General features: G+C 68.1%; 14 protein-coding genes. 11 read left to right on the forward strand and 3 right to left on the reverse strand.

The features are described from left to right. Nucleotides 1-56: 56 nt before the first annotated feature. From purH to AAIO73_RS08710, 3 genes are all read left to right on the forward strand, one after another. Complete coding sequence (purH, locus tag AAIO73_RS08700; protein ID WP_345877313.1) at nt 57-1,643, forward strand: bifunctional phosphoribosylaminoimidazolecarboxamide formyltransferase/IMP cyclohydrolase; 1,587 nt, start codon at nt 57-59, stop codon at nt 1,641-1,643. Between the two features lie 192 nt (nt 1,644-1,835). Further along, nucleotides 1,836-2,438: an HAD-IA family hydrolase gene (locus tag AAIO73_RS08705; protein WP_345877315.1), complete on the forward strand. Its 603-nt coding sequence runs from the start codon at nt 1,836-1,838 to the stop codon at nt 2,436-2,438. Further along, nucleotides 2,416-3,498, forward strand: a complete 1,083-nt coding sequence (locus tag AAIO73_RS08710; protein WP_345877317.1) for a glycoside hydrolase family 43 protein — start codon at nt 2,416-2,418, stop codon at nt 3,496-3,498. Before AAIO73_RS08705 ends, AAIO73_RS08710 begins: the two co-directional genes overlap by 23 nt. A gap of 89 nt (nt 3,499-3,587) precedes the next feature. Here the strand turns inward: AAIO73_RS08710 and AAIO73_RS08715 are convergent, their stop codons facing one another. The 3 genes from AAIO73_RS08715 to AAIO73_RS20285 all read right to left on the reverse strand — a co-directional run bounded on the left by AAIO73_RS08715 (nt 3,588) and on the right by AAIO73_RS20285 (nt 7,239). Next, the gene (locus AAIO73_RS08715; protein WP_345877319.1) at nt 3,588-4,700 is read right to left on the reverse strand and encodes a serine hydrolase; all 1,113 of its coding nucleotides are present in this window, start codon (nt 4,698-4,700) and stop codon (nt 3,588-3,590) included. A gap of 94 nt (nt 4,701-4,794) precedes the next feature. After that, nucleotides 4,795-6,384 carry an L-aspartate oxidase gene (gene nadB, locus AAIO73_RS08720; protein ID WP_345877320.1) on the reverse strand — a complete coding sequence of 530 codons (1,590 nt, stop codon included), beginning with the start codon at nt 6,382-6,384 and terminating at the stop codon, nt 4,795-4,797. A gap of 144 nt (nt 6,385-6,528) precedes the next feature. After that, nucleotides 6,529-7,239, reverse strand: a complete 711-nt coding sequence (locus AAIO73_RS20285; protein WP_526023790.1) for a phosphodiester glycosidase family protein — start codon at nt 7,237-7,239, stop codon at nt 6,529-6,531. 532 nt (nt 7,240-7,771) lie between these two features. On the opposite strand from AAIO73_RS20285, the gene AAIO73_RS08725 reads away from it, so the two are divergent. The 8 genes from AAIO73_RS08725 (at nt 7,772) to AAIO73_RS08760 (ending at nt 17,008) form a co-directional block, all read left to right on the forward strand. Continuing rightward, nucleotides 7,772-8,290 carry a M14 family metallopeptidase gene (locus AAIO73_RS08725; RefSeq protein WP_345877321.1) on the forward strand — a complete coding sequence of 173 codons (519 nt, stop codon included), beginning with the start codon at nt 7,772-7,774 and terminating at the stop codon, nt 8,288-8,290. Next, complete coding sequence (locus AAIO73_RS08730) at nt 8,287-8,421, forward strand: hypothetical protein (protein ID WP_345877322.1); 135 nt, start codon at nt 8,287-8,289, stop codon at nt 8,419-8,421. The genes AAIO73_RS08725 and AAIO73_RS08730 overlap by 4 nt, the downstream gene beginning before the upstream one ends. Continuing rightward, on the forward strand, nt 8,403-8,741 hold the full coding sequence (locus tag AAIO73_RS08735) for a succinylglutamate desuccinylase/aspartoacylase family protein (RefSeq protein ID WP_345877324.1): 339 nt from the start codon (nt 8,403-8,405) through the stop codon (nt 8,739-8,741). Before AAIO73_RS08730 ends, AAIO73_RS08735 begins: the two co-directional genes overlap by 19 nt. A gap of 224 nt (nt 8,742-8,965) precedes the next feature. Next, nucleotides 8,966-10,162: an aspartate aminotransferase family protein gene (locus tag AAIO73_RS08740; protein WP_345877325.1), complete on the forward strand. Its 1,197-nt coding sequence runs from the start codon at nt 8,966-8,968 to the stop codon at nt 10,160-10,162. Beyond that, nucleotides 10,159-11,580, forward strand: a complete 1,422-nt coding sequence (gene astD, locus AAIO73_RS08745; protein ID WP_345877327.1) for a succinylglutamate-semialdehyde dehydrogenase — start codon at nt 10,159-10,161, stop codon at nt 11,578-11,580. Before AAIO73_RS08740 ends, astD begins: the two co-directional genes overlap by 4 nt. Then, nucleotides 11,577-12,593 (forward strand): arginine N-succinyltransferase, encoded by a 1,017-nt coding sequence (gene astA / locus AAIO73_RS08750; protein WP_345877328.1) that lies wholly within the window; start codon nt 11,577-11,579, stop codon nt 12,591-12,593. Before astD ends, astA begins: the two co-directional genes overlap by 4 nt. A gap of 21 nt (nt 12,594-12,614) precedes the next feature. Continuing rightward, a complete protein-coding gene (hglS, locus tag AAIO73_RS08755; protein ID WP_345877330.1) occupies nt 12,615-13,991 on the forward strand; it encodes a 2-oxoadipate dioxygenase/decarboxylase HglS in 1,377 nt (458 codons plus the stop codon). Continuing rightward, complete coding sequence (locus AAIO73_RS08760; RefSeq protein WP_345877332.1) at nt 13,991-17,008, forward strand: FAD-binding and (Fe-S)-binding domain-containing protein; 3,018 nt, start codon at nt 13,991-13,993, stop codon at nt 17,006-17,008. The genes hglS and AAIO73_RS08760 overlap by 1 nt, the downstream gene beginning before the upstream one ends. Nucleotides 17,009-17,012 lie beyond the last annotated feature (4 nt).

Genomic DNA, 17,012 nt, shown 5'->3' on the forward strand with positions numbered 1-17,012 from the left:
TCTCGAACGCCGCGCCCCCTTGCCCCGCCGTCCCTTTCGCGCGAAAGGGCGCGCCCATGGATCATGTCACCCCGCAGCGCGCGCTCCTCTCGGTTTCCGACAAGAGCGGCATCGTCGACCTCGCCACCGCCCTTGCCCGCCATGGCGTCGAACTGGTGTCCACCGGTGGGACCGCCGCGACGCTGCGCGATGCCGGCCTCTCGGTCCGCGACATTTCCGACCTGACCGGGTTCCCTGAGATGATGGACGGGCGGGTCAAGACGCTGCACCCGATCGTGCACGGCGGGCTGCTGGCGGTGCGCGACAATGCCGAACATGTCGCTTCGATGCAGGAGCATGGCATCGGCGCGATCGATATCGTCGTCGTCAACCTCTATCCGTTCGAAGCGACCGTGGCCAAGGGCGCCGACCGCGACACGATCATCGAGAATATCGATATCGGCGGGCCGTCGATGGTGCGATCGGCGGCGAAGAACCATGATGCGGTGGCGATCGTGACCGATCCCGCCGACTATGCCGCGCTGATCACGGAACTGGACGCGAACGGCGGCACCAGCCTCGCCACCCGTCGCCGCTTCGCCGCGAAAGCCTATGCCGCGACCGCCGCATACGACTCGGCGATCGCGCAGTGGTTCGCCTTTGCCGATCAGGGACAGGCATTCCCCGACACGCTCCCGCTCGCCTTCACCCGCGGCGCGGAGTTGCGCTATGGCGAGAACCCGCACCAGTCGGCCTCGCTCTATATCCCGCGCGGTCCCGCCGCGCGTGGCATCGCGCAGGCCGAGCAGGTGCAGGGCAAGGCGCTGAGCTACAACAACTACAACGACGCCGATGCCGCGCTGGAGCTGGTCAGCGAATTCCGCGACGGGCCGCCGACCGTGGTGATCGTCAAGCACGCCAATCCGTGCGGCGTTGCGACCGGCGCGACGCTGATCGAGGCATATCAGGCCGCTCTGGCGTGCGACAGCGTGTCGGCGTTCGGCGGGATCATTGCCGTCAACCGTCCGCTCGACGGCGAGACCGCGCGCGCGATCAGCGGCATCTTTACGGAGGTCGTCGCTGCCCCCGCCGCCGATGACGAAGCCAAGGCTGTGTTCGCCGCCAAGAAGAACCTCCGCCTCCTTCTGACCGGCGACCTTCCCGATCCGGCGCGGGGCGGCCTCACCGTCAAGACCATTGCCGGCGGTCTGCTGGTCCAGTCGCGCGATGCCGGCAATCTGGCGCAGGTCGAGTTGAAGGTCGTGACCAAGCGTCAGCCGACCGAGCAGGAACTGACCGATTGCCGCTTCGCCTGGACCGTCGCCAAGCACGTCAAGTCGAACGCGATCGTCTATGCCAAGGACGGCAGCACCGCCGGCATCGGCGCGGGGCAGATGAACCGGCTGGAATCGGCGCGCATCGCCGCGTGGAAGGCGAAGGATGCGGCTGACAAGGCCGGCTGGGCAACCCCACGCACCATCGGGTCGGCGGTCGCGTCGGACGCCTTCTTCCCGTTCGCCGACGGGCTGCTGGCGGCGGTCGAGGCCGGAGCGACGGCGGTGATCCAGCCGGGCGGATCGATCCGCGACGAAGAGGTCATCGCGGCTGCGGACGAAGCGGGCCTTGCGATGGTGTTCACGGGGATGCGTCACTTCCGGCATTGATCCAAGGGGGTTGCGGACGTAAGCGCCCTCCACCCCTGACGTACCCCGGCGAAGGCCGGGGTCCGGTTGCAGGCCGGGTGATGTAATCTGGTGATCGCACCCAACTGGGCCCCGGCCTTCGCCGGGGTACGGTCTGGCATCCGTGGGGAAAGCGCGTTTGCCATACCCGCTGCCGCCCGATACGAACGCGCCATGCCGTCGTTTCACAACACCCCCTATGCCGCGTTCCTGTTCGACATGGACGGAACGTTGCTCGATTCGTCCGAAGCCGTCGAACGCGTGTGGCGGCGGTGGTGCGACCGTCACGCCATCGATGCCGAGGCGCTGATCGCGGTCTGTCACGGCGTACGCGGCGAGGACACCGTTCGCCGCTTTGCCACGTCTGGCATGGATATCGATGCCGAAGCGGCATGGTTGAACGCCGCCGAGCTGGAAGATGTCGACGGCGTCGTCGCGATCGAGGGCGTTCACGACCTGATCGCCGGACTTACGCCCGACCAATGGGCAATCGTGACTTCCGCACCACGCAATCTTGCCGAAGTGCGGTTGCGCGCGGTCGGATTGCCGGCGCCCGGGGTGTTCGTCACTGCCGAAGACGTCTCGCAAGGCAAACCCGACCCGCAGGGTTTCCGCCTCGCCGCCGACCGGCTGGGCGTGGCCATCACCGATTGTCTGGTGTTCGAGGATTCGCCGGCCGGCGTCGCGGCGGGCAAGGCGGCGGGTGCCGCCGTCGCGATCGTCGGGCCGCGCGTGCCGGCGACAGAGGGGACCTATGCCATTGCCGACTATCGCTGAGCTGACCATCCACCGCCGGACGCTGCTGGCCGGGCTCGGCGCGTCACTGGCCCTGCCACGCGCGGCACTGGCGGCCAATCCGCCGATCCCCGGCTGGTATGCCGATCCCGAGATCCGCATTTTCGGCAATCGCTACTGGATCTATCCGACCTACAGCGCCGACAAGGGTACGCCCGCGCCGCAAAGCCGCTTCACCCCATGGCAGGCGAACGAACGCCGCGCGCCGCATATCTGGCACCCGTTCCTCCGCCAGACCTTTCTCGACGCCTTTTCCTCCTCCGATCTGGTGCATTGGACGCGGCATCCGCGCGTGCTCGACGTCGAACGGGTCGGCTGGGCGGCCTATTCGATGTGGGCGCCCTCGGCGATCGAGCATCGCGGGCGCTATTATCTGTTCTTCGGCGCGAACGACATCAAGAACGATGCCCAGACCGGCGGGATCGGCGTCGCGGTGGCGGATCGGCCGGAGGGGCCGTTTCGCGATGCGATCGGCAAACCGCTGATCGACAGGATCGTGAACGGCGCGCAGCCGATCGACCAGATGGCGTTCCGCGACGATGACGGACAGGTCTATCTCTATTATGGCGGGTGGAAGCACTGCAACGTCGTGCGGCTGTCCGATACGCTGACCGGCATTGTGCCGTTCGCCGATGGGACGACGTTCAAGTCGATCACCCCCTCGCCCGATTATGTCGAGGGGCCGTTCATGGTGAAGCGGAACGGCATCTATTATCTGATGTGGTCGGAAGGCGACTGGACCGGGCCGGATTACCGTGTCGCCTATGCGACGGGGCCGAGCGCGACCGGACCGTTCAGCCCGCGCGGCGTGGTGTTGCAACAAGATGCGCGGGTGGCGCGCGGGGCGGGGCATCATTCGCTGTTGCAGATACCGGGCACCGACGACTGGTACATCGTCTATCACCGCCGCCCGCTGGGCGAGAGCGACGGCAATCATCGCGAGATCGCGATCGACCGGCTCTATTTCCGCGCCGATGGCAGCATCGCGCCGGTGGTGATCACCGACAAGGGTGTCGGGCCGCGAGTGTTGGCAAGACGATGAACCCTCGCGCAGGCCGGGGGTCCACGGTCATGCCGCGATGGCGTCCGTGGCGCTGAATCTCCGCCTGCGCGGGGACAGGGGTAGCGTCCTTATCCGTGCATCGCGACGATCGCCGACACTACCGTCTGGATCAGCTGCTGCCGCTCGGGCACTGGCCGCGCGGTGTCGCCGATCATCACCGCCACCGCATAGGATTTGCCGTCGGGCGCGGTGAGGATGCCGACATCGTTGAAGCCGGCCGTCCGCCCGCCCAGATCCTGTCCGGTCCCGGTCTTGTGCGCGACGCTCCATCCGGCCGGCAGCGCCGCGCGAAGGCGGGCACGGCCGGTGCGGGTATGGCTCATCGTGTCGAGCAGCCAGCTGGTCGATTGCGGCGTCAGCAACATGCCGTGACGCAGCCGCGCCAGCGCGTCGGCGATCGCGCCCGCGCCGGCGCCATCGGGCGGATCGGCGACATAGGCCTGATAGGCGGCACGGCGGACATTGGGGTCGAGCCGCGAGCGGGCTTGCGCAAAGGCATTGCCCTGCGAATATTCCTGTTTCCACGGCAGCCCGGCGGTCTTCGCCTGCAGCAGTCGCTCGCCCGGACCGAAGCGGATATTGCCAAGGCCACGGCTGGCGATGAAGTCGCGTACCGCCACCGGTCCGCCGGCGAGGTTCAGCAGCTTGTCGTTGGCGGTATTGTCGCTCAGCGTCAGCGCGCGGCGCAGCAGGTCGCCGACCGTCGTCCTGAACACGCCGTCCTTCATAAGATAGGCGATCGGCTGATGAAACAGCGTCAGGTCGCTGCGCGTGATCGTGACCGGGGTGGTCAGCGAGAGCTTGCCCTCGTCGATCGCGTTCATCGTCGTCAGCGCGACCCACAGTTTGCTGACCGATTGCTGCGGCATACGCTGGTCCATCGCATGGCCGACGACCCAGCCCTCGTCGATGCTGCGCACCGCGATGCCGACCTTGCCCTGGAACCCGCCACCCAGCGCGTTGATCGCCGCAACCAGCGCCGCCGGGGCAGGCCGCGTCGCAGCGGGCAACGGCACGGGCACCGCCGCCTTGGGCACCGCCGCCTGTGCGGCGGGCGGCAGCGTGCGCGTCGTCAGCCCGACGCCGCCCAGCGCGATCAGTCCCATCACCAGCGCCGCATTCAGCGGCCGGACCTTCTTCAGCATCTGCACGATCATCTCACCCCGTCCAGCGGCGACCATGCTGCGATGCAGGTTAATAGTACAAGGCATCTATCGGCAGTTGCGACGAATCCCCCCGCAGCGGCGACGAATGGCGGAAACCGATGCCGTAGCGTCAAGGGACGAGGATCGTGTCGACCGCCTCCGCCGCCGTTTCCGGGTAATCGAGCGTATAGTGCAGGCCCCGGCTTTCCTTGCGATGCAGTGCCGAGCGCACGATCAGATCGGCCGATTGCAGCAGGTTGCGCAGTTCGATCAGGTCGGGCGTGACGCGGAAATGGCCGTAATAGTCGGCGACTTCCTCGGTCAGCATCGCAATACGGTGCCGGGCGCGCTCGAGCCGCTTGGTCGAGCGGACGATGCCGACATAATTCCACATGAAGCGGCGGATTTCGGTCCAGTTCTGCTTGATGACCACCTCTTCGTCCGAATCGGTCACGCGGCTTTCGTCCCATGGCCGGATCGCGGGCGGCGGCGGCAGCGTGTCCCAGCGCGCGGCGATGTCGCGCGCCGCCGCCTCGCCGAACACAAAACATTCGAGCAGCGAGTTGGACGCGAGGCGATTGGCGCCGTGCAGCCCCGATTGCGACACCTCACCGACCGCGTACAGGCCGGGCAGATCGGTGCGCCCGTCGCGATCGATCACCACGCCGCCACAGGTATAATGCTGCGCGGGCACGACCGGGATCGGCTGTGTCGTCATGTCGATGCCGAGGCCGAGCAGCTTCTCGTAGATATTGGGGAAATGGCCGCGCACGAATTCGGGCGGCATGTGACTGATGTCGAGATGGACATAGTCGAGGCCGAAGCGCTTGATTTCGGCATCGATCGCGCGCGCGACGATGTCGCGCGGCGCGAGTTCGGCGCGCGCATCGTAATAGGGCATGAAATTCTTGCCCGTGGTCGGGTTGATCAGCTTGCCCCCCTCGCCGCGCACCGCTTCGGTAATCAGGAAGTTCTTGACCTCCAGATTGTAGAGGCAGGTCGGGTGGAACTGCATGAATTCCATGTTCGACACGCGGCAGCCGGCGCGCCACGCCATGGCGATCCCGTCGCCGGTCGCGCCGCGCGGCGCGGTGCTGAACAGATAGGTCCGCCCCGCCCCGCCGGTGGCGAGGATCGTCGCGCGCGCGGTGTACAGTTCGACGCGGTCGGTGGCGCGATTGAAGGCGTAGACACCCCAGACATTGCCCGCACCAGAATAGCGTTGCTCATGCCGGCTGGTGGCAAGGTCGACCGCGACCATGTCGGGCAGCAGCGTGACGTTGGGATGCGCCCTCGCCGCGCGGATCAGCGCCTCCTGCACCGCCCAGCCGGTCGCGTCATCGACATGGACGATGCGGCGGTGCGAATGGCCGCCCTCGCGCGTCAGGTGCAGCGCCTCGCCATCCATGTTGAACGGCACGCCCAGCGCCGCGAGCCGTTCGATCGCCGCCGGGGCGCCCTCGACCACGAACTCGACGGTGGCACGGTCGTTGAGACCCGCACCGGCGACCATCGTGTCGTCGACATGGTTGTCGAACGTATCGCCCGGCTCCAGCACCGCCGCGATCCCGCCCTGTGCCCAGGCCGTCGATCCTTCATTCAGCGCGCCCTTGGCCAACACGGTGACACGGAACCGCTCGGCGAGATGCAGCGCGGCCGTCAGGCCGGCGGCGCCCGACCCGATGATGAGAATGTCGGTCTGGGCAGGGTCGTGGGACAAGAGGTGCTCCGATCGGTAGGACGCGCGACTATGCGGGTTTGCAGGGGCGTGACAAGCGGTGGCTGCGCACGCGACGCGCCGATGCGAAGCCCGTACGCGTATCGCGAAACCCTTCCGTACCCCTGCGCAGATGGCGGTCTAGAGCTAATCACAACAAAGCTTTGCGGGTGCGGCCTTGGGTCCCCGCTTTCGCGGGCATATGGTGAGACGGACGCTCGTAGAGGCTCCTATGATGGGGTGATGGTCCGGGCGGGCGCGCCTCGCGGCATTGGCGAGGTTGGTCGGGGACCTGCATCGCACCGGAGCATTAGTTCGCATCGGTACCCGCATGAGACGCGTGTCCGGCCCGTTTGCGAGACCGGCTTCGCCTAGGTAACGCTTGCTGCCGCTGGCCGGCGTCGGTCCAGGCGCGTGGAGCCCGCTGGAGCGGGCCGCAATGACCCTATTTGCGCGTAAGCGCCAACGGAGCGAGCAAACGACCGCTCCCTTGTTGTCGGCGATGGCCAGCGTCGACAAGCCACCGCCGTCGAAACCCATTGCGTCGCTGGCGCACAGTTCGCGGAACGGCGCGACCAGCGCGGCATGGTCCGCACCCGTGCTATGGCCTTTCTCCCGGCCATCGACGACGACGATCCACGCCCGCCGTCGATCCGCCGACAGGCCGATGGCGGTGCGCGGGCCTTTGCCGCCTTCGGCAGCAGGGGCGCGATGCAGCGGCACGGTCTGCTCGCCGCGCAACAGGTGTGGACCGACCGCGATCGCATCGCGGGTGCCGGCAGGGCAGCGCCGCCCGGCACGGATGTCGACACGGCGGCCGAGGCACAGGGTCGCCGATACCCGCAGGTCCTGGTCGATCTCGACCGGCGAGGCGCTGCTCGGGGCGGGACGCGCCTGCCCCGATTTTGCCTATCGGTACTTTGCCACAAGGTTCGGGGGCGGGGTCGTCGCCCGCAGCACTCCATCCGAACATGCGCCGAAGCCTCGCCGACCACGGCATGGCTTTTGACGGGCTACGGACTATGCTGCGCGATCTCGACCTCGCCGTGCCCGCGGTGCACCCATGGCTCGATCGCTGCGCGCCATCGCCGAACCTCGGCCGCCTTCTTTAAATAGCACGCCCGCGCATCACGACCGGACCCGCGCGCAGAGACCAACCGTCGGCGACCAATGCGGCTGCTGCATTGTCAGGATTCCGCCAACGTCAGCCGGCTTTCGGAACGGCGCAATGCTTTCTTGATGAGCGCGACGCATCAGGACCTGATCGATTTTCGCTTGGACGGCACCGTAACGACATGCGCGCCTTGTTCTGCCACCTTGGAGAACGGCCATGTCCCACGCTTTTCATTTCTGAACCCGGTCCGAGGTAGTCCTCGCCCTATTCGCTGCCGTGTCCGCCGCCGCGCTGCCGGCCGAGCCCGGGGACCGGATCGGCGGGGTACCCCTGATCGAAAAGCTCGACGTCGCCGCTCTGCCCATGGGCAAGACGCAGCTGTGGCTGCGGGTCGACGACGATGACACTGGGCAGGGCAATTATGGTTCGATCATCGTGGTAAAGGGCGCGAAGGGCGGCCCTCGCCTGCCGTTGACGGCTAGCATACATGGCGACGAACTGAACGGGATCGGCGTGATCCACCAGTTGGTCCAAGGCCTCGACCCGGCCGCCATGAAGGGAACGCTGATCGCCCTGCCAGGTCTGAATGCGCCGGGCCTGCGTAATTCGACACGCACATTCACCGGAAGTCACAACGGCGCAGGCCAGAATCTCAATCGGCTGATCCCACGCGATCCGAACGCGCGTGGCGACAAGGGAATGCGGCGCAGCGTTATGCCGGACGCCTGTAGTCGCGCCGCGGCACGTACCCGGCCTATGTCTTCGTCGCGACCTCGGCCGCCAAGCGGACCGTGATGATGCTGCGGCCCGACAGCATCTATGTGAATGCGGGCATCGACGGCGCGGTGGAGGGCATGCTGAACGCCAATGCCATCCCGGCCGTCACTCGTGAACTGGGCGGGCGGAGGTGTTCGACAATGCGATGATCGCCCGCGGCCTGCGCGGCGTGCGCAACGTGATGATCGACCGGGGGATGCTGTCCGGCAGACCCGGCCTTCGCGATCCCGAACCGTTTCTCGGCAACGTCGTCACCAATGTCGACCGTCCGCGCGGGGGATGGGCGCAATTGCGTACGAAGCTGAACCAATATGTCAGGAAGGGCGATGTGCTGGCGATCGTCACCGACCCCTTTGGTCGGACCACCGCCACTATGACCGCGCCGCTCGACGCGCGGGTCGCGGGGCTGGGCACCGACCCGCATACCCAGCCGGGCGACATGGTCGTCCCGCCTGCTGCCGTGGGATGACAGCCTCCCCTGCAATCGACGGATGTCCGTCGACCGTCCCGCCGATCAAGGGGCGTTAAGGCGCTTTCCTTCATTCCCATTACGCATCAACAGATGATGGCATTGCGTTTGTTCGCGCTGGTTCCTGGGACCAATAGGGCCTTCACACGGCCCGCTTTTGCAGAAGCTGGTGCCACCGCGCCTGCGCCCGCCGGTGCAGGTTCGAATTCGCGATAGGAGCCGTCATGACCCAAGCCCTGATGAACCTGTACAACCGCGCGCCGATCGCAGTGGAGCGCGGTGAAGGCGTATGGCTGATCGATACCGAGGGGCGGCGCTATATCGACTGCGTGGCCGGCATCGCGACCGATGCGCTGGGTCATGCCCATCCCGCGCTGGTCGCGGCGCTCACCGAACAGGCGGGCAAGCTGTGGCACGTCTCCAACATCTTCCGCATTCCGGGACAGGAGGCGTTGGCGCAGCGGCTGGTCGACGCGTCGTTCGCCGACTGCGTGTTCTTCGCCAATACCGGCACCGAAGCGGTCGAGTGCGCGATCAAGACCGCGCGCCGCTATCACCATGTGAACGGCCAGCCGGAGCGGATCGACATCGTCGGTTTCGGCGGATCGTTCCACGGCCGCACCTATGCCGCAATCAACGCGTCGGGCAATGCCGGTTACATGGAGGGCTGCGGTCCCCGCCTGCCGGGCTTCGTCCAGCTGTCGATCGACGACGCGGCAGCGATCGAGGCCGCGATCGCCAGCCCGACCACCGCGGCGGCGATCGTCGAGCCGGTGCAAGGCGAAGGCGGTGCGCGTGCGCTGTCGGGCGAATGGCTGCTGCGCCTGCGCGAGTTGACCCGCCAGTATGGCGTGCTGTTGATCCATGACGAGGTGCAGAGCGGCATGGGCCGCACCGGCCGTCTGTTCGCGCACCAATGGTTCGACGGCGCGGCGCCCGACATCATGGCGCTGGCCAAGGCGCTGGGATCGGGCTTTCCGGTCGGCGCCTGCCTCGCCACCGCCGAGGCCGCCAAGGGCATGACTCCGGGCGTCCATGGCACGACCTTTGGCGGCAATCCGCTGGCGATGGCGGTCGGCATCGCCGCCTTCGACACCATCGCCAACGAGGAGACGCTGGCCCATGCCCGCGCCGCCAGCGCCGATTTTTTCCGGCAGCTGGAGGCGCTGCGCACCCGTTTCCCCGATGTGATCGCCGAAGTCCGCGGCAAGGGGCTGCTGATCGGTCTCAAGATGATCCCGAACAATCGCGAGTTCATGGGGATCGCGCGCGATCACGGCATATTGGTCGCGGGCGGCGGTGAGAATTGCGTGCGCCTGCTTCCCTCGCTGCTGATTTCCGCGGAGGAGATCGCCGAGGCGGTCACCCGGCTGGAAGCGGCCTGCGTCGCGGTGCGCGGGAACATGGCGCAGGCGGCATGAGCGTGCTGACCTCGACCTGCCCGGCGACGGGCGAGACGATCTGGACCGGCCCGACCGCGACCGTCGACGATGTCGATGCCGCGGTTGCCCGCGCCCGCGCCGCGTTCCGCGACTGGCGACGCACCTCCATCGCGCAACGCGTGGCCATCGCCCGCAGCTATGCCGACGTGCTGAAGGTCCGCTCTTCCGAACTCGCCGAGCTGATCGCGCGCGAAACGGGCAAGCCCCTGTGGGAAACCACGCAGGAAGTCGGCACGATGGTCGGCAAGGTCGAACTGTCGATCGCCGCCCAGGCCGAACGCGCGGGCGAAAAACGCAGCGCGATGCCGTTCGGCGAATCCGTGCTGCGCCACCGCCCGCACGGGGTGATGGCGGTGCTGGGGCCGTACAATTTCCCCGGCCATCTGCCCAACGGCCATATCGTCCCCGCGCTGCTGGCGGGGAACACGGTGGTGTTCAAACCGTCCGAACTGACCCCGGCGGTCGGCGCGGCGATGGCCGATGCCTGGGCCGCAGCCGGCCTGCCCGACGACGTGTTGCACGTCGTGCAGGGCGCGCGCGAAACCGGCGCGGCGCTGGTCGCGGCCGATATCGACGGGCTGCTGTTCACCGGATCGGCGACCACCGGCGCGCATTTCCGCCGCGCCTTTGCCGAGCGGCCGCAAGTGATCCTCGCGCTGGAACTGGGCGGCAACAATCCGCTGATCGCGTGGGACGGCGACGTGGCCGAGGCGGCAGCGCTGATCGTCCAGTCCGCCTATATCACCACCGGACAGCGTTGCTCCTGCGCCCGCCGGCTGATCCTGCCCGATGGCGCGTTCGGCGATGCGGTGGTGGAGGCGGTGGCCGCGTTGATCTCGCGCCTGCCTATCGGCCGCTGGGACGAAACGCCTTATATCGGCCCGCTGATCTCCGACGCCGCCGCCGCGACCGCCCGCGCGCAGGTCGCCGCGCTGGAGGCCGCCGGGGCCCGCGCCATCGTGCCGTTCGCCGGGATCGAAGGGCGCAGCGCCGCCTTCATCACACCCGCTCTGCTCGACGTGACCGGGGTGACCGTGCCGGACGAGGAAATATTCGCGCCGGTCCTGCAGGTCATCCGCGTCGCCGATGTCGACGCCGCGATCGACGCCGCCAACGATACCCGTTTCGGCCTGTCCGCCGGGCTGCTCACCGCCGACGATACGCTGTGGGACCGGTTCGTCCTCGAGGCACGCGCAGGCGTGGTCAACCGCAACCGCCCGACCACCGGCGCAGCGGGCGCGCAGCCGTTCGGTGGCATCGGCGATTCGGGCAACCATCGCCCCAGCGCCTATTATGCCGCCGATTACTGCGCCTATCCGATGGCGAGCTTCGAGGCGGGCAGCGCGGCGGGCAATTGGGACGCGCTCAAGCCCGTGGTGGGGGCCGGCGCGGCGTGACGATCCTGCTACGCGCGGCGGGCGGGCATGACCTGTCCGCCCTGTACGAGATGGCGCAAACCACCGGTGGCGGGTTCGTGAACCTGCCGGCGGACAAGGCGAAGCTCGGCGACCGGCTGGCCGCCGCCGATGCCGCCTTTGCGCGCGACACCGATGCGTTCGGCATCGACCGGTTCCTGTTCGTGCTGGAGGACGTGGCGGGCGAGGCGATTCACGGCACCTGCCAGATCTTTTCGCATATCGGCACCGACACGCCCTTCTACAGCTATCGCATCGACCGGCATGGCGCCGACCATGCGGTGCTCGGCCGCGCGGTCGATCACACCACCCTCACCATCTGCACCGACCATGCCGGGTGCAGCGAGGTAGGCGGGCTATTCCTGCGCGCCGATGCCCGTTCGGGAGGCGCCGGCACGCTGCTGGCGCGCAGCCGCTACCTGTTCATCGCGATGCACCGCCCGCGCTTCGCCGACCGGACCATCGCCGAACTGCGCGGCGTGGTCGACGATGCCGGCGAAGCCCCCTTCTGGGATGGGATCGCCGCGCGCTTCTTCGGCATGGGCTTCGCGGCGGCGGATGCGTTCAACGCGGAACATGGCACCCACGTCCTGGCCGGCCTGTTGCCGACCACGCCGGTCCTGCTGGCGATGCTGCCCGACTGCGCGCGCGCCGTGCTGGGCGTGCCGCATCCCTCCGGCCGCCCTGCGCTGCGGCTGCTGGAGAAAGAAGGCTTTCGCTACGATCACTATGTCGACCTGTTCGACGGCGGCCCGACCGTGACCGCCGCGACCGACGACATCGCCACCGTCCGCGATGCCCGCACCGCCATCGTCCGCGCGGTGGCAGACAGCGACGATGCCGCGCCGCATATCGCCGCCGCCGGCCGGCTGGCGGCGTTCCGCGCCTGTTTCGCCCGGCTTGCCCCCCGCGACGACGGCATCGTCATCAATCCGGCGGCGGCACAGGCGCTGCGCGTCGGAATCGGCGACCCCATTACCTTCGCCCCGCGCTGACCTTATCTGACCGAGATAGCCATGACCCACCGCTTCACCGATCCGAACGCCATCCGCACCCGCTTTTCCGAAGCGATGTCGGCGATGTACCGTGCCGAAGTCCCGCTCTATGGCGACCTGCTGTCGATCGTGGCGGAGGTGAATGCACAGGTGCTGGCCGACCGCCCCGATCTGGCGGCGGAAATGGCCTCGGCAGACGAACTCGATCGCCTCGACGTCGAACGCCACGGCGCGATCCGGCTGGGCACCGCGGCGGAGCTGAACATGATGCGCCGCGCCTTTGCGGTGATGGGGATGGTTCCGGTCGGCTATTACGACCTGTCGGTGGCGGGCGTGCCGGTCCATTCGACCGCCTTCCGCCCGATCTGCGACGCCGCGCTGAACGCCAACCCGTTCCGCGTGTTCACCTCGCTGCTGCGCCTCGAACTGATCGAAGACGAAGGGCTGCGCGCCGAGGCGGACGCGATCCTGTCGACCCGGCAGATCTTCACCGACGAAGCGATTCACCTGATCGAACGGGACGAGGCGCAGGGCGGGCTGGATGTGGACGACGCCGAACGCTTTGTGGGCGAATTGCTCGAAACCTTTCGCTGGCATGGCGATGCGAGGGTCGATGCGGCGACCTATGAACGGCTGCACGGGGCGCACCGACTGATCGCCGATGTCGTGTCGTTTCGCGGCCCGCACATCAACCACCTGACCCCGCGCACGCTCGACATCGATGCCGCGCAGGACGCGATGCAGGCACGCGGCATCGATGCGAAGGCGGTGATCGAAGGACCGCCGCCCCGTGCCGTCCCGATCCTGCTGCGCCAGACCAGTTTCAAGGCGATCGAGGAAGCCGTGACCTTCCCCGGCGACCAGCCCGGCCACCACACTGCGCGTTTCGGCGAGATCGAACAGCGCGGCGCCGCGCTGACGCCCAAGGGCCGCGCGCTGTACGACCGGCTGCTGGCGACCGCGCGCGGCGAACAGGGGGCACAGGGGTCGAGCTATGCCGACCGCCTCGCCACCGCCTTCGCCGCCTTTCCCGACACGGTAGAGGCGTTGCGCGAACAGGGCCTCGCCTGGTTCCGCTACGAGCTGACCGACGTCGGGCAACGGCTGGTCGCGACCGGGGCACGGCCGGCGGGCGATATCGATGCCTGGGTGCACGCGGGCTATGTCCGCGCCCTGCCGATCGTGTACGAGGATTTCCTACCGGTCAGCGCGGCGGGCATCTTCCAGTCCAATCTGGGCGGGACCGAACAGCGCAGCTATGCCGCGTCGGCGGCGCAGGCCGCGTTCGAGGCGGCGCTGGGCGACAAGGTGCAGGACGAACTGGCGCTCTATGCCGCAACGGAGACGCAGTCGATGAAGGCGGTGCGTGAAGCGTTGCGTGGGGTCGCGGCGGCCTGATGACGGCGGTCGCGAACCTGCTGCGCCGCCTCGACCAGGCGGGGTTCGCCGGTGATGTCGAGGACGGCATCGGCGCACGGCAGGTCGCATCGACCGACAACAGCATCTATCAGGTCCGCCCGACCGCGATCCTCTATCCGCGCACCGGCGACGATGTGACGCTGCTGGTGCGCACGCTGGCCGATACCGGCCTGTCGCTGACGGCGCGCGGCGGCAATACCGGCACCAACGGCCAGTCGCTGAACGACGGGGTCATCGTCGATTTCGCCCGCCATATGCGCGGCGTCGGTACGTTCGATGCGGATGCGAACACGGTAACGGTCGAACCGGGCGTCGTGCTGGATCAGCTCAACGCCTTCCTCAAACCCCATGGCCGCTTCTTCCCGCCGATGGTGTCGACCGCCAGCCGCGCGACGATCGGCGGGATGGTCGCAACCGATGCGTCGGGCAAGGGATCGCGCCGCTGGGGCAAGACGTCGGACTATATCGTCGCGCTGGATCTGACCTTATCCGACGGCACGCCATGGCGCGCCGAACCGATGACGCGGGCGGAGGCGGAGCGGATCGCGGCCGGTAGCGGCATCGTCGCCGACATCCACCGCGAGGCGCTGCGCATCGTCACGACCCGCGCCGACGATATCGCCGCGATCTTCCCCGACATGAACCGGGGCCTGACCGGCTATAACCTGCAAAAGGCGTGGGACGCCGCCGCCGACCGTTTCTTCCTCGGGCCTCTGCTCGCCGGGTCCGAAGGCACGCTGGCGATCACCCGCGCGATCACGCTGCGCGTCGCGCACAAGCCGAAGAAGCGCGCGCTCGCCGTCATCCGCTACGGCGCGTTCGACACTGCGATGCGCGACGTGCAGCGATTGATCGCCGCCGATCCGGTCGCGATCGAGATTCTCGACGACAAGGTGCTGGGCGTCGCGCGCAGCGACATTATCTGGTCGAGCGTCGAGGGGCTGCTGGGCGGGGCGAGCGACGCGGTAGCGGCGGCTGATCCGGCGATGCCGGATCAGTGCGGTGCCGGCCCGCTCCCCCACCCGACCACCCATTCAGGATACGCTGTGGGTGGTCGGGTGGGGGAGCGGGCCGGCACCGCATCCTCGCTAGAGGATCAAATTGTCGCGGCGATGAACTTCGTCGAATTCACCGCCGACGACGATGCGACCATCGAGGCCGGCCTCGCCGCGCTGACCGCCATCGGCCCGCAGGGCGACATGCGGATCGTCCGCGACGATGCCGCGATCGGCCAGCTCTGGACCCTGCGCGAGAAATCGGTCGGGCTGCTCGCCCGGCTGGGCGGCACGCGACAGGGTATTCCCTTTGTCGAAGACACCGCCGTCCCGCCCGAAAAGCTGGCCGATTTCGTCGCCGAGTTCCGCGCGCTGCTCGACGGCCATGGCCTGAACTATGGCATGTTCGGCCATGCCGATGTCGGCTGCCTGCACGTTCGTCCGTTCCTCGACCTGCGCGACCCCGCACAGGCCGCGCTGATCCGCCCGATCTCCGACGAAGTGGCACGCCTGACCAAATCCTATGGCGGGTTGCTGTGGGGCGAACATGGTCGCGGCTATCGCGGCGAATTCTCGCCCCTGTTCTTCGGCAGCCTCTATGGCGAACTACAGGCGCTGAAGGCCGCGTTCGATCCCGACAACCGCCTCAACCCCGGCAAGCTCGCCGCGCCTGCCGGGCAGCCGATCGACCGGATCGACGGCGTACCGTTGCGGGGCGAAGCCGACCGCCGGATCGAAGCGGTGCGTTCCAAGCAGTTCGATCGCGCGGTCGCCTGCAACGGCAATGGCGCGTGCTTCGCGTGGGACTCGCTCGACGTCATGTGCCCGTCCTACAAGGCGACCCGCGACCGCGCGCAATCGCCCAAGGGCCGCGCGTCATTGCTCCGCGCCTGGGCACGGCTCGACTCCATCGCGAAGCCGACCCCGGCCGAGGCCGCCGAGCGCGACGCTTTGGCCGCCGACACGCAAGCCTCGCTCGCCACCTGCCTGTCGTGCAAGGCGTGCACGACGCTCTGCCCGGTCAAGGTTGACGTGCCGACGATGAAGTCGCGCTTCGCCGAACGCTATTGGGCGAGGCGCAGCCGCCCGCTCCGCCACCATGTCGTCGCGCGGATGGAAGCGATGCTCGCCGCCGCCCGCGCGTTGCCGGGCATCGCCAACAGCGTGGCGAGCAGCGACCGCGCACGGGCCGCGCTGGAATACAGGCTCGGCTATGTCGACCTGCCCGCCTTCGCCGTCGCCGATCCGCGCAGCCTGCCCCCGATCGTCTCGCGGTCGAAGCTCAAAGCCATTTCTGCCGGGGAACGCACGCGCGTGGTCGTGTTGGTCGAGGACAGCTTTACCGCCAGCTTCGACGGCCCGCTGGTCGCCGCTGCCGGACGCGTGCTGACTGCCTGCGGCTATATTGTGCTACGCCTGCCGCCGCGCAGCAATGGCAAGATACTGCACCTGCTGGGGATACGCGACCGCTTCGCCCGGGTCGCCGCGAGGCGGATGGCGGAAGCGAAGGCGCTCGCCGATATGGGCGTCCGACTGGTCGGACTGGACGCCGCGACCGCGCTGATGTTCACGCAGGAATTTACCGAGATGACCGGCGACAGCGTCGATGTCGCCGGGCTGGAAACCGTGCTCACCGACGCGGTGCGACAGGGTCGCGCGCCTGCTGCCACCCACGCCCTTCCCCCGCAACGCCTGCTCGGCCATTGCACCGAACAGGCACTCCGGCCACAGGCGCTGGCCCAATGGGCCGAGGCGCTCGCCGGCTTCGGCATTGCCGCCGCCCCGACGAAAACCGGCTGTTGCGGAATGGCTGGGCTGTTCGGGCACGAAGCGGCGAACCAGAAGCTGTCGCGCGACATTTTCGCCTTGAGCTGGGCGGACGTGACGCAGGACGACGCGATGCTGGCCACCGGCTTTTCCTGCCGCTGCCAAACCAAGCGCCTGACCGGCCGCCGCCCGCTGCATCCGGTGGAATTGATCGACCGGATATTGACCGGGTAGGCGC

The organism is Sphingomonas epibiotica, from assembly GCF_039615155.1.
In the GTDB taxonomy this organism is placed as follows: Bacteria; Pseudomonadota; Alphaproteobacteria; order Sphingomonadales; family Sphingomonadaceae; genus Sphingomonas.

Coding starts and splice junctions, on each gene's coding strand:
- purH (WP_345877313.1), top strand. CDS start 57: ATGGATCATGTCACCCCGCAGCGCGCGCTCCTCTCGGTTTCCGACAAG.
- AAIO73_RS08705 (WP_345877315.1), top strand. CDS start 1,836: ATGCCGTCGTTTCACAACACCCCCTATGCCGCGTTCCTGTTCGACATG.
- AAIO73_RS08710 (WP_345877317.1), top strand. CDS start 2,416: ATGCCATTGCCGACTATCGCTGAGCTGACCATCCACCGCCGGACGCTG.
- AAIO73_RS08715 (WP_345877319.1), bottom strand. CDS start 4,700: ATGGTCGCCGCTGGACGGGGTGAGATGATCGTGCAGATGCTGAAGAAG.
- AAIO73_RS08740 (WP_345877325.1), top strand. CDS start 8,966: ATGACCCAAGCCCTGATGAACCTGTACAACCGCGCGCCGATCGCAGTG.
- astD (WP_345877327.1), top strand. CDS start 10,159: ATGAGCGTGCTGACCTCGACCTGCCCGGCGACGGGCGAGACGATCTGG.
- hglS (WP_345877330.1), top strand. CDS start 12,615: ATGACCCACCGCTTCACCGATCCGAACGCCATCCGCACCCGCTTTTCC.
- AAIO73_RS08760 (WP_345877332.1), top strand. CDS start 13,991: ATGACGGCGGTCGCGAACCTGCTGCGCCGCCTCGACCAGGCGGGGTTC.